Genomic DNA, 12,955 nt, shown 5'->3' with positions numbered 1-12,955 from the left:
GGAAAAAACAACTCGCTTCGCTCAGACATCTTTTTTCCGGCGGAAAGCTCACCCCCGCCCCACGGCTTGCTAGCTCTTTGCGGGGAGCCGGCACGGCTGTTGGATATTGGAAGGAAAAAAAGGATCAGCTTTCGGGCTGGTCCTTTTTTCGTTCCAGGTCCAGGGTGAACGCGAGGGGCAGGACCAGCACGCTGTAGGCGATCATGGTGATGATGGCGTGTCTGGGGTCGCCGGTGGTGTCGGCGATGAGGCCGCCGAGCATGGGCACGCAGAAGCCCATGGTGTAGCCCACCAGGAAGGTGCCTGCGGAGAGGCGGCCGGTTTCGGCGGAGCTGACCAGGAGCGGTGGCAGGGCGACGAGCAGGATCAGGAGGATGCCGGCGACGAAGCTCATGACGGTGGCACTGGCGATGAACCACCAGCCTTCCAGGAACACGGTGCCGGTGGTGCCGAGGATGCTGAGGGCCGCGGTTATGACGATGGTGGTGCGGCTGCCTACCCAGCGGCGGGCCATTTTGAGCACGACCAGGGAGGCGAATACCTGGGCAATGTTGTACCAGAACAGGGCTTCGGAGAGCATGCTGATTTTGCCCTGCTGTTCCAGCAGGTTGCCCATGTAGGCATTGAGGCCAAAGAACATGGAGCCGGACAGGCCCAGTAGCAGGCCAATGCGCAGGGTAAGCGGGTTTTTCCAGTCTGGCAGCCAGGCGGCGCGGCGTACGGGGCGGGCCATGTCCCGTTTGGGCAGGAACAGGGTGGCGGCTACCAGCAGTGCCGGTAGCGACCATACCAGCAGGGTGGCACGCCAGCTGTTGTCCAATAGCGGCATGAGTACCGGCAGGGTGATGCCGGCGCCGATGAATTCACCCATCAGCATGCCGTTCATGTAGATGGCAGAGCCCATGGCAATGTGGTGGGGTTCCAGCCAGCGCGGTAACAGCGCTGGCAGTGCCGGTTGCATCATGGCAACGCCCAGCCCCATCACGGCGCTGGCGAGCATCAGGGTGAAGGTGTCGGGCACCAGGCCCCGGCCTGCGGAACCGATCACCATAATAACCATGGCTATGGCCAGGGTGTTTCGGGGGCCGATGCGGGAGATGGCCAGGGAGCCGGGCATGGCGCCGATGGCGAGCATCAGGATGGGCAGGGTGGTCAGGGCACCGGTGAGGGCCTGGCTCAGGGCCAGCTCGTCAGCAATAAACGGTGCCAGCGGTGGGGCGACCAGTATAGGTACCCGGAGGTAAACACCGGCCAGCCAAAGCAGCACCGCCACCGGCAGCAGCCTGGCTGGCGGTGGCGGTGTGGTCGCGGCGGAGTTGCTTGCCACGATGGTGCGAATCAGTCTTCGCTGGTGTCCGGCAGATAGGCGCCGTCTTCGTCGTGCACTTCCTGGCCGGTAACCGGCGGGTTGAAGGCGCAGATCAGGCGCATGTCTTCGGTGCCGCCGTACAGGGTGTGACGGTCGTGCTTGTCGAGGGCGTACAGGGTGCCGTCGGTAATTTCGTGCACTTCACCGGTGGCAAGGTCCTTGATGCGGCCGTTACCGGCTACGCAGTAAACCGCTTCCAGGTGGTGCTTGTACCAGAAGGTGTGCTCGGTGCCGGCCGGGATGATGGTTTCATGGAAAGAGAAACCCATACCGTCCTTTTTCAGCAGCAGGCGGCGGCTGGTCCATTGCTGGGCGCTGACTTCGCGCTCGGTACCGATGATGTCTTGCACTCGTACGATTTTCATTCGCATTCCTCATTTGGTGATGGAATAGCCATACAGTATAAACATGCCCGTCAGTCGCGATTCAACCGCCAATCGTCGTATACCGACATGGCCTGCTCGATTGCCTGCGCGAAATTCTGTTTTTGAGCAGGGCTTAGAGCGCCCTGTTTCCGGCATCGGTCGAACGCTTTCTGGATCTCCCGGCGGGCGTTTTTGTCGAGCCGTTCCAGCCAGTGATGGTCCGCCGGTTCCAGTTCCAGCAGATCCCGCCCGGCGTGGTTGCGGTGGTTGATATGCCACCAGTGATCGACGGCTCTCCCCAATACCACATAGCCGAACTGACTGTCTTGAACCGGGCCGAAAGTGGCGGCTTTCAGTCCGTCTTTCAAGGGCCGGATGTTGAGCGCCGGCAACAGCAGCCGGTCGCCGTAAAAGTAGCTGCCGGCAGCGCCCAGTAAGCCGCCGACGAGGGCGCCTGCCCCCAGAGAGGAGCCCAGTGTCATGGCATCAATCCCCGCACCACCAACGGCTCCGGCACCGAAACCGGCAGTGGCCAGGTAGCGCTTGCTCACAGCCCAGTGTTTGCGGGTGTCTTCGGAAAACAGGTCGTGCTGGCTGGCCCATTGCAGTTCGGCTTCCTGGCGCCGGATACGTTGATGCTGGTACAGGTGTTCGATGTCCACGCGCAGGGTCTGCTCCCGTTGTCGTTGGCGTTTATACCAGCGGTCTCTCAAGGTTTCGGCCAGGGTGGCATCGCTGGTGCCGGCAACCTGGTCGAGCGTCAGTGTGCGTTTTTCCTGGTAGCTCATCAGGTCTTCCAGTGCCCGGGCCATCACGCTGGCAGCCTGGCGCCGGCGCTGGCTGCGTTGTTCTGACAGCAGCTGCGTGGCCTGTTGCAGGGGGTGTTCCCAGTCCGGTTCGAGCTGGCCAAAGGCCCGTAACAGGCTGAGATGTTGCTCGAACGGGGCGCGAACGGCATCGAACTTGCGCACAACCTGGAAGAACTGACCGAGTGCCGATTGCCAGGTGTCACTGTAGTCGTCGGCACCAATGCTGTTGATCAACGCCAGGCTGGGCCGGCCGCTCCATCGCAGAATGGTCATTTCGGCTTCGTGCTCGGCACTGTAGGGAACCGATCCGTCCACCACGTAGATGATGCCGGCACCCTCGATAATCGGAGCCAGCAATTCACACTCGTCGATATAGCGGTCATCGCCCTGATGCTGGAGTACAAAGGCCCTTACCGTGTCCGGATGATCGGAGGCCGATAGACTGTGGGCTTCGAGCCATTGCAGCACCCGCCGTGGTCGCTGGAAACCCGGGGTGTCCACCAGGGTGTAGAGCGTGCGACCATCCACGGATAATGGGTAGGCCTGATGGGCGCGGGTGGTGCCCGGTTCGAGGGCGATAGCGATGGCATCGTTCTGGGAGAGGGTCGCCACAACGCTGGATTTGCCCTTGTTGGGATGGCCTACCACAGCAAATACCGGAGACGGCTTCATGATTGTGGATGTCCAGTTTGATAGGGGTTTTCCGGTAACGAAGGCATCAGGGCCACGGAGGCAAAGCCGGCCGGTAGCCTTTCGGTAAATCGCAGCCAGGGTTGAATCAGGTGGTCTGGCGGCATTCGGTTGGCGTCTGCGGCAAGGGGCAGAAGGATGACTTTGGTGCCGGCTGGCCACTGTTCCCGGGCCTGATCGAGAAAGTCATGGAGTTCACCGGTAGGTGGCTCCCAACTGCGGGTGATCAGTACCACCGCGGGTGAGGTTTCCCCGGACAGCGCCTGGGTAAGCGTTGCCAGCACCTGGTCGTCCTGGGCCAGCGAGGACCGCCCCCCCGCTTTGTAAATCTGGCTGTTACTGGCCAGCAGTGGCTGCGGCAATTCCGGATCACCGGCACCGGCCCAGCAGACCAGATGTTGCGCGTCCTGGAGTTCGCCGGGTTTGGCGCGGGTGGTGGTGTCGGGCAGATCGTCGGCATCGTTGTGCTGGTTGCCGGTGTCCAGCGTCGGCGTTTCCATGCGGTACAGCAGCGCCTGCATGCCCGGGTGGCGTTGCAGCAGGCTGAACGCCTTGCGGTGGACCAGCCACTGACTGAAGGCAAGTAATAGCAGGCGCGGCATTAGCACCCAGGTCAGCCACAGCATGACCACAAAGGGCCACCACTGCCCCCATTGTGCCGGCGCGGTGCCGGCACTGCCCGGGTCGGCGCGGAAGAATCGGGTGGCGTCGATCAGTTCCTGGGAGGGCTCGGCCGCAGGCCACAGCCAGCTCCACGGTCCGGCAACCACTTGGATCAGCCGGTGATACCCCTGAGCGGCGGTGTCCAGTGTGGTGCTCCAGCCAAAGGCCAGATCCTGAATGACCAGCATTACCAGCAGCGTTATCAGGCCGGTGATGGCAAACAGGGTGCCGCCGGTGTGGGCAGCCCGGGCCATCAAAACCGGGTGCAGCTGCGCGAGGGTGGCGCCGGGCGGTTGTTTTTGCAGTCGCCGTTGCAGCCAGCGCCAGGGCTGCCAGCCCGCCAGGGATTGCACGGTGGTGGCCAACGCCAGTAGCAATTGCAGCAGAACAAACGCCAGCAGTACGGTGACATTGATGCGCTGGCCGCCATCGTAGAACAACAGGCCGGCCATGGTGATTATGCCGAACACCGCCCCTGCTGCTGCAAAGCCGCCATTGATACGGCGCCAGCGCTGTTGCAGCGCCCGGCCCTGCGCACGCACGCCACCGGGGCCACTGAGCCGCTGCATGTGTGCCAGCCAGTGTGCGGCATCGGGCTGTATGCCCTGTTGCTCGCAGTCCAGGGCGAAACGCCGGTCCCGGCGATGCAAAAACGCAGGGGCTTGATCCCTGTCCCGCTGGATGCGGTCATCAAAATCCAGCAGCAGACGAAGGGGGTTGTGGCTCATGCAGTGTCCTGATGAATTCGGTCGGATTTGCTTTCCTGCTAGGATATAGCCAATAACGCTCATGAAGCCAGCCGGGAAGCCCTATGCCCCACCACCTGATGAACCTGCGCAATGTGCCGGATGACGAAGCCGAGGACATTCGTGCCCTGTTTGACGAGCACGATGTGCGCTATTACGAAACGCCACCCAGCCGCTGGGGCATCAGCATGGGCGGTTTCTGGGTGCATGATGATGACGAGGCCCGGCGGGCCCGGGCTCTGCTGGACGGCTATCAGGCTGAGCGCCTGGCCACCCGGCGTCGGGAATATCAGGCCCGGTGTGCGCGGGGCGAAACCGGCCTTTGGTTCCAGTTCCGCCAACGGCCGGTCACTTTCGTGGCCGCTGTGATTGCAGTGGCGGCTATTCTGGCGTTGAGCCTGCTACCTTTCATTCGTCTCTAGCCTGGTACCGGTGCGCCGTCTATGACACAGCTGTTTTCAGATAATCATAAAACCGGACTGACCCGGGAGTTGATCGATGCGCTGGCACCAATGTTCGAGCAGGCCAGCGCCGGCGCGATTGCCATTGATGCGGATAACCGGATCACCTGGATTAATCAGAGCTATGCCGATTTGCTGCAGTTGCCGGCCCCGTCGGTTGCCATCGGCGAGGATGTCCGCCGGATCATTCCCCATACCCGAATGCCGGAGGTGGTCGCCTCCGGCAAGCCGCTATTGCTGGACATCATGGAACATAATCACCAGCAGCTGGTGGTGACACGCATACCGGTACAGGACGATGACGGCAAGATCGTGGGCGCCATCGCCTTTGTGCTCTACGACGATTTGCAGCCACTGACGCCTCTGGTGGCCAAATTCCGCAGGCTGCATCAGGATCTGGCCGCCGCCCGCAAGGCGCTTGCCAAAAAATCCCGGGGTACCCGCTACAACCTGACGGACTTTGTGGGGGCCAGCCCGCAAGCCCTTGAGGTGAAGCGCCGGGCCCGGCTGGCATCGGGTCGTGACGTGCCGGTATTGCTGCTGGGCGAAACCGGCACCGGTAAAGAGGTTCTGGCCCAGGCCATTCACTCGGCATCCGCGAGGGCCCACAAGCCGTTTGTCGGCGTTAACGTGGCGGCGGTGCCTGAAAACCTGTTGGAGGCCGAATTTTTCGGTGTGGCACCGGGGGCCTACACCGGCGCAGACAAGCGCACCCGGGAGGGCAAGTTCCAGCTCGCCAACGGCGGCACCCTGTTTCTGGACGAGGTGGGGGATATGCCTTTGCCGTTACAGGCCAAGCTGTTGCGGGCGTTGCAGGAGGGGGAGATTGAGCCACTGGGTTCGAACACCGTCAGCCCGGTGGATGTGCGGGTTATTGCCGCCACCAGTCGCAATCTTGACGCCATGATCGCTGACGGCAGCTTCCGGTCGGACCTGTATTACCGGCTCAATGTACTCGAGATTTCGATACCGCCTTTGCGAGATCGGCTGGTGGACCTGGGGGTGCTGTGTGAAGCGCTGCTGGGTGATATCTGCGACGGCCAGGGCTTGCCCGGTGAAATCACCGACGAGGGCATTGCCGCGTTGGGCCATTACGACTGGCCCGGCAATATTCGGGAGTTGCGTAACCTGTTGGAACGGGCCCTGACCATGAGTGAGGATGATGGCCTGCTCGATGCTGAATCGATTTTTAAGGTGTTGCCGGCAGCCAGTGCGGGGCCCGAACCACGCATGTCGTTGCGCCGGGTTCGGCCTTTGGCCCGGGTGATGGCCGAGGCGGAAGCCCATGCCATCGAAGAAGCTCTGCTGGCGTGCCGTGGCAACCGGACGCGGGCGGCCAGGTTGCTGGGGATTTCCCGCTCTGTGCTGTACGAAAAACTGGCCAGAATGTCCTGAAATCCGGACAGTTGTCCGAAATTCAGGACATATAACTACGACCTACAGCGAGAAGTGTCCTGATATTCGGACAACTGTTTTCTTTTTCATTCCCGTTTGACGTCATAATCTCTTTAATATCATGCAGTTGTGTTATTTGGCACAACGAGTGCAGTTATCCGGATGCAGGACGTCAGAACAACGCTTGAAAACAAACTGACGCACCATTGTTGGACCCAAATCGAGTCAGTCAGGTTTTCCTGCGTTGTCTGATCCTATTCAGACTCGCCTTCCAGCCCTGTGCCGGGAGGTCGATGACAACAAAAAGAAGGATCCAGTTCATGTCGATCAAGTTCAATGTCTCTCGCCTTGCCTATGGCATTACCGCCGCTGCCGTCATCACCGGTAGCCTGGCCAGCAGCGACGCGCTGGCTGCCGAGAAAGTTCGTTGGCAGGTTCCCCTCGCCTTTCCTTCGCACCTGATCGGTTTGACCACACCGGTCAAACACCTGTCGGAAAACCTCAAAGCGGTTTCCGGCGGAGATATTCAGCTTCGCTACTATGAGCCCGGCGAACTGGTTCCCCCGTTTGAAATCATGGATGCCGTGGGCAGCGGCAAGTACCCCGCCGGTTACACCTGGGTGGGTTATGACCAGGGCACTATTCCTTCCCTGCCGCTCTACTCCGGTGCACCTTTCAACATGGAGCCACCGGCGTATCTGGCATGGTACTACGAGGGCGATGGCCGGGAGCTGCTGGAAGAAATCTACGCCGAGCGCAACATTCACCCGATGCTTTGTTCGATCATCGGGCCTGAGGGTGCCGGCTGGTTTGCCCAGCCCATCGAAGGTGTGGACGACTTTGACGGCCTGAAGATCCGCTTTGCCGGTATTGGCGGCAAGGTCCTGGAAAAGCTGGGCGCCTCTGTCACCATGGTGCCTGGCGGCGAGATCTACCAGGCTCTGGAGCGCAAGACCATTGATGCCACCGAGTTCTCCCAGCCAGCCATCGACAAGATGCTGGGCCTGGACCAGATCATCAAGAACTACATCATGCCCGGCTGGCACCAGACTCTGACCACCTCCCACCTGCTGGTGAACAAGGACACCTGGGAAAAGCTGGAACCCCAAACCCGCGCACTGGTGGAGATGGGGTGCGAGTCTGCCACGCTCAAGGGCTTTGCCCAGAGCGAGTGGGCCCAGCCAACCGCACTGCGCGACTACGAGAAAGAAGGTGTGAGCGCCCAGACCCTGCCAGAGCCCGTGCTGCGGGAATTGCAGAAGGTCACCAACGAGGTGCTGGACGAGATCGCAGCCAAAGACCCGATGTTCAAGCGGGTTCTGACCAGCCAGCGAGACTTCATGGAACATCACTCCATCTGGCACTCCAAGGGCTACCTGCCCCGGGATTTCTACCAGTACGACTGATCAGCGGATGATGATCGCAGCAGGCAGCGCTAGATCGCTGCCTGCAACTCCCTCCTGCGTACGAATGAATCGAGGTTATTGTGACGGATTCCAATACGTCTGTGGGCAGTCAATCCACGGCCCCCGGTAATATCGAATTGCCTGCCAACGGGCTGTCCTGGCGGCTGGACATGCTGGTGGTGGCCGTGGGTCGCCTGAGTTCCTGGTTGTGGATTGGTGTGCTCGTTGTTGTGCTCATCAACGTATTTTCGCGGTATGCGTTGTCGCAGGGCTCCATTGCTCTGGAGGAACTGTCGTGGCACCTGTTCGGGATCGCCACCATGCTGACGCTCGGCTACGCCGTGGTCCGGGATGACCATGTCCGGGTAGACGTGCTGAAAGAAAAGTTTTCGCCCAGGGCGCAGGCCTGGATCGACCTGCTGGGCACTGTTGTACTGGCGTTGCCGGTGATCTACCTGATGATTGATGCCCTGGTGCCCTATGCCTGGACGGCCTGGACCTACAACGAACGATCCCAGGCGCCCAGTGGGCTGCCGTACCGGTTTATCTTCAAGAGCATGTTGCCGCTTGGCCTGGCCTTCGTGATGCTGGCGCTGCTTTCCAGGGCGACCCGCTGCACAACGCTGTTGTTTGGCTTCCCCAGGGCGGTCACCCCTCCGAACGACGATCGCCGGTCCACCGGCCATCCCAATCCCTGAATAACGAGGCAGACGTCATGGGTGTAGAAGCGATTCTTGTTATCGCCATGTTCGCCAGCTTCATGGTGCTCCTGCTGCTGGGATTCCCGGTAGCCTGGTCACTGGCGGGTATTGGTCTTGTGTTCGCCATTGTCGGACACGTGATGGTCGAGTATTTCGACTCCCCGCTCTGGTTTACCTGGCAAGGCACCATGGGGGTGCTGGATGCCAGAATCTACGGCATTGTCGCCAACGAATTGATGGTGGCGCTGCCGATGTTCATTTTCATGGGCATCATGCTGGACCGCTCCGGCATTGCCGAGAAACTGATGCACAGCCTGGTGCGCGTGCTGGGCCCGCTGCGTGGCGGTTATGCCATCACCGTGGTGATCGTGGGCGTGTTGCTGGCGGCATCTACGGGTATTGTCGGTGCCTCGGTGGTGTTGCTGGGCATGTTGTCCCTCGGGCCGATGATGCAGGCCAACTACAACAAATCCCTGGCCGTGGGTACCGCCTGTTCCGTGGGTACCCTGGGTATTCTGGTGCCGCCCAGCATTATGCTGGTGCTGATGGCGGACCGGCTGGGCACTTCCGACGCATCCGTGGGCAAGTTGTTTATGGGGGCGCTGATCCCCGGTGTAATGCTGGGCGCGATGTACATTCTGTACATTCTGATTGCCTCGTTCATTAAAAAAGACCTGGCACCCGCGCCGGCAAATCGGGAGCCCCTCAACGCCCGGGCCTGGCTGGATGTGCTCAAAGCGGTTCTGCCGCCCATGGTGCTGATCATTGCGGTACTGGGCTCGATCTTTTTTGGTATTGCTACCACCACAGAAGCCTCTGCGGTGGGTGCCGGCGGTGCTTTGCTGATGGCCTTTGTCAGCAGGCGTCTGGACATGGCCACCCTGAAAGAATCCCTGTATCAGACCAGTCGTACCTCGGCGTTTATCTTCGGCATCTTCATCGGTGCCACGGTGTTCGCGTCGGTGTTGCGGGGGCTGGGCGGCGATGAAGTCATTGAAAGCGCGATCACCGGCCTGCCCTTTGGCACCACCGGGGTCTTGCTGACCGTGCTGTTAATCACCTTCCTGCTCGGGTTCTTCCTGGACTGGGTGGAAATTACCCTGATCGTCCTGCCGCTGGTAGCGCCGGTGCTGTTCAAGATGGGCGTGGAGCCGGTGTGGTTCGCGATCATGTTCGCCATCTGCCTGCAGACCTCATTCCTGACGCCGCCGGTGGGCTTCTCGTTGTTCTACATCAAGGGCGTGTGCCCGCCGGGCATCACTACACGGCATATCTACCTGGGCGTGCTGCCGTTTATTGCCCTGCAGTTGCTGGCGCTGGCCCTGGTGTTCTGGTTCGAGCCGCTGGCCACCTGGCTGCCTAACGAGGTGTATGGAGGGGGCTGACCAGCCCCCCCCTGCGGATTCCAATAACAATTCCAATCGTGAAAGGAGATTGTGACCATGCGTCTTCACAATCAAGTTGCCCTGATTACCGGCGCCGGCCGGGGCATTGGCCGCGCCATTGCTGAACATTACGCCCGCGAAGGGGCCCGGGTGGCGGTGGCGGACCTGACCCTCGAAAGCGCCGCCGACACCGTAGCGGCCATTGAACAGGCCGGCGGCACTGCCCTGGCCCTTGCCATGGATGTCACCGACGAACAGGCGGTTGACCAGGGTGTGGCCACCATCGTTGAACACTGGGGCAGGCTCGATGTCGCCCTGGCCAATGCCGGTATCCAGCACATCGACCCGGTGCACAAGCTGGCCTACGCCGACTGGAGCAAGGTGATGAACGTGCACCTGGACGGCGCCTTTCTGGTGACCCGGGCCGCACTGCGGCAGATGTACACCCAGGGTGGGGGTACTATGCTCTATATGGGCTCGGTACACTCGGTGGAAGCGTCGCCCTTGAAGGCCCCCTACGTGGCCGCCAAACACGGCATGCTCGGCCTGTGCCGGGCGGTGGCAAAAGAAGGTGCCGAGCACGGGGTACGCAGCAACATTATCTGCCCCGGCTTTGTGCGCACCCCGCTGGTGGACAAGCAGATACCGGAGCAGGCCAAAGAGCTGGGTATTTCCGAAGAAGAAGTGATCAGCAAGGTCATGCTCAAGAACACCGTGGACGGCAAGTTCACCACCCTGGAAGACGTATCGGAGCTGGCAGTGCATCTGGCCGCCTTCCCGTCCGCTGCCCTGACCGGCCAGTCGATTGTGGTCAGCCACGGCTGGCATATGCAGTAATTTTCTGGAGAGACGGATGAGCAACACAGAACAATCACCGGTTGTCTGGACCCCGGACCAGGACACCCTCACCGGTTCCCGCATGGGCCAGTTCAAGGCCTGGCTCGAGCAACAGGGCTTTGGCCCCTTTGCCGATTACCACGCCCTGCATCAGTGGTCGATCACCGAGCTGGATACTTTCTGGCAGAAGGTGTGGGATTACTGTGGCCTGGTTTGCGACACCCCCGCCAAGCGCGTGTTGGGTAATCGCGAGATGCCCGGCGCGGAATGGTTCCCGGGCATGAAGCTGAACTTTGCCGCCAATCTGCTGCGGCTGGCAGATGGCGACCATGCCCATAAAGAAGCCGTGGTGGCCTACTGCGAAACCCGCCCGGTAATGCGCAAGACCTACGCTGAACTGAAAGCCGACGCCGGCGCCCTCGAAGCCTTCCTGCGCAGCAAAGGTATCCAGAAAGGTGACCGAGTGGCCGGCGTGGTCACCAACGGCTACGAAGCCCTGGTCGGCATGCTGGCAGCTACCAGCCTGGGCGCGATCTGGAGCTCCGCCTCCCCGGACTTCGGCATCGGTGCCATCAACGACCGCTTCGGCCAGATCGAACCTTCGGCGCTGATCGTGGTGAACGGTTACGGCTACGGCGGCAAAGTCTTCGCCCGCCAGAACGACTTCGCCGAACTGATCGCCGGGCTGCCGTCGCTGAAGACCGTGGTCAGCATCGCCCAGTTACCGGACGAAGCGCCGATCCCCGGCGAACTCGTCACCACCTGGGACGATGCCCTGAAAGCCGGCGAAGGCCAGGCGCCCTCGTTCACCCCGGTGGACCCGGACCACCCCGTCTACATCCTCTATTCCTCCGGCACCACCGGCAAACCCAAGTGCATCGTGCACGGCACCGCCGGTTTGCTGGTCAACCACGCCAAGGAACTCATGCTCCACGGCGACGTGGGCCCGGAAGACCGCTTCCTGTACTTCACCACCTGCGGCTGGATGATGTGGAACTGGCAGGCCTCCGCCCTGATGACCGGCGCCGCCGTGATCACCGTGGATGGCTGCCCGGGTTACCCGAGCCTTAATTTCCTGTGGGAAACCGTAGCCAGGGAACGGGTCACCCACTACGGCACCAGCGCCCGCTTCATCGCCGGCTGCCGCAAAGCCGAACTGCAACCGGCCAAAACCCTGGACCAGAACCCTCTGCGCGTGGTGTTCTCCACCGGCTCGCCACTGCTGCCGGAAGACTACGACTGGATCTACAGCGACGGCGCCCCTAATGCCCTGCTCGGCTCCATCGCCGGCGGCACCGACATCTGCGGCTGCTTTGTGGGGTCTACCCCACTGCTGCCGGTACGTAGAGGCGAAATCCAGTGCCGTTTGCTGGGGGTAGATGCTGTGGCCTACGGCGAAGACGGCCAACCGGTCAGCGAAGGCCGCGGCGAACTCGTCTGCCGCCAACCCTTACCCTCCATGCCCGTCAGCTTCTGGCAGGACCCGGACGGCGAACGCTATAAAGACGCCTACTTCAACACCTTCCCCGGCGTCTGGGCCCACGGCGACTTCATCGAATTCACCGAACACGGCGGCGCCATCATCTACGGCCGCTCCGACGCCACCCTTAACCCCGGCGGCGTAAGAATTGGTACCGCCGAAATCTACCGCCAGGTCGAAACCATCAGCGAAGTGAAAGACAGCCTCGTCGTCGGCCGCCAGATCGACGGTGACGTGGAAGTGGTGTTGTTCGTGGTCCCGGCCGAAGGCCAGACCGTCACCGACGACCTGGCCAAAACCCTGAAAACCCGAATCCGCGAAGGCGCCAGCCCAAGGCACGTACCCAAACACATCGTCGAAGTGCCCGACATCCCCTACACCCGCAGCGGCAAGAAGGTCGAGCTGGCAGTCGCCCGACTGATCAACGGCTCGAACAAAGCCGATAACCGGGATGCCCTGGGTAACCCGGAAGCGCTGGACCGGATTCGGGAGCGTTTGGCTGCGGCCGGCTTGTTACCGGAATGATCAGGGGTGTTTTGTTGACAAAGTGACGGCCGTCATCGCTGAGCAAAGGGTTGCGGAAACCAGCTCGGTAGTCCGATGAGCGGTGGGGGAAAGCCCTCCCAAAACTGTGCGGAGCCATGGATG

The 12,955-nt window shown here is 61.4% G+C and carries 11 protein-coding genes; 7 read left to right on the top strand and 4 right to left on the bottom strand.

The annotated features are described in order from the left end of the window. Window positions 1-124: 124 nt before the first annotated feature. From B2589_RS06720 to B2589_RS06705, 4 genes are read right to left on the bottom strand one after another with little or no spacing between them, the layout of a single operon-like run. Window positions 125-1,327 (bottom strand): CynX/NimT family MFS transporter, encoded by a 1,203-nt coding sequence (locus B2589_RS06720; protein WP_286816011.1) that lies wholly within the window; start codon window positions 1,325-1,327, stop codon window positions 125-127. Window positions 1,328-1,338: 11 nt separating this feature from the next. Next, window positions 1,339-1,734, bottom strand: a complete 396-nt coding sequence (locus B2589_RS06715) for an ectoine synthase (RefSeq protein ID WP_022990468.1) — start codon at window positions 1,732-1,734, stop codon at window positions 1,339-1,341. 50 nt (window positions 1,735-1,784) lie between these two features. After that, the gene (locus B2589_RS06710; RefSeq protein ID WP_199457719.1) at window positions 1,785-3,215 is read right to left on the bottom strand and encodes a GTPase/DUF3482 domain-containing protein; all 1,431 of its coding nucleotides are present in this window, start codon (window positions 3,213-3,215) and stop codon (window positions 1,785-1,787) included. Beyond that, window positions 3,212-4,624 carry a DUF2868 domain-containing protein gene (locus B2589_RS06705; protein ID WP_199457720.1) on the bottom strand — a complete coding sequence of 471 codons (1,413 nt, stop codon included), beginning with the start codon at window positions 4,622-4,624 and terminating at the stop codon, window positions 3,212-3,214. Before B2589_RS06705 ends, B2589_RS06710 begins: the two co-directional genes overlap by 4 nt. 83 nt (window positions 4,625-4,707) lie before the next feature. Here B2589_RS06705 and B2589_RS06700 point away from each other — a divergent pair, with 83 nt between their 5' ends. The 7 genes from B2589_RS06700 (at window position 4,708) to B2589_RS06670 (ending at window position 12,832) form a co-directional block, all read left to right on the top strand. Next, a complete protein-coding gene (locus B2589_RS06700) occupies window positions 4,708-5,064 on the top strand; it encodes a DUF6164 family protein (protein ID WP_199457721.1) in 357 nt (118 codons plus the stop codon). Window positions 5,065-5,085: 21 nt separating this feature from the next. Further along, window positions 5,086-6,498, top strand: a complete 1,413-nt coding sequence (locus B2589_RS06695; RefSeq protein ID WP_199457722.1) for a sigma-54 interaction domain-containing protein — start codon at window positions 5,086-5,088, stop codon at window positions 6,496-6,498. 320 nt (window positions 6,499-6,818) lie between these two features. Continuing rightward, the gene (locus tag B2589_RS06690) at window positions 6,819-7,904 is read left to right on the top strand and encodes a TRAP transporter substrate-binding protein (RefSeq protein WP_199457723.1); all 1,086 of its coding nucleotides are present in this window, start codon (window positions 6,819-6,821) and stop codon (window positions 7,902-7,904) included. 170 nt (window positions 7,905-8,074) lie between these two features. Then, window positions 8,075-8,602, top strand: a complete 528-nt coding sequence (locus B2589_RS06685) for a TRAP transporter small permease subunit (protein WP_228285865.1) — start codon at window positions 8,075-8,077, stop codon at window positions 8,600-8,602. A gap of 17 nt (window positions 8,603-8,619) precedes the next feature. Next, a complete protein-coding gene (locus B2589_RS06680) occupies window positions 8,620-9,990 on the top strand; it encodes a TRAP transporter large permease (RefSeq protein WP_199457725.1) in 1,371 nt (456 codons plus the stop codon). A gap of 57 nt (window positions 9,991-10,047) precedes the next feature. Continuing rightward, window positions 10,048-10,827 (top strand): 3-hydroxybutyrate dehydrogenase, encoded by a 780-nt coding sequence (locus B2589_RS06675; protein WP_199457726.1) that lies wholly within the window; start codon window positions 10,048-10,050, stop codon window positions 10,825-10,827. A gap of 16 nt (window positions 10,828-10,843) precedes the next feature. Beyond that, complete coding sequence (locus B2589_RS06670) at window positions 10,844-12,832, top strand: acetoacetate--CoA ligase (RefSeq protein ID WP_286816009.1); 1,989 nt, start codon at window positions 10,844-10,846, stop codon at window positions 12,830-12,832. Window positions 12,833-12,955 lie beyond the last annotated feature (123 nt).

It is taken from the genome of Marinobacter sp. UBA3607 (assembly GCF_002375525.1).
In the GTDB taxonomy this organism is placed as follows: domain Bacteria; phylum Pseudomonadota; class Gammaproteobacteria; order Pseudomonadales; family Oleiphilaceae; genus Marinobacter; species Marinobacter vinifirmus.
The sequence above is the reverse complement of the archived record's forward strand: the minus strand, read 5'-3'. Positions and strand labels throughout refer to the sequence as shown.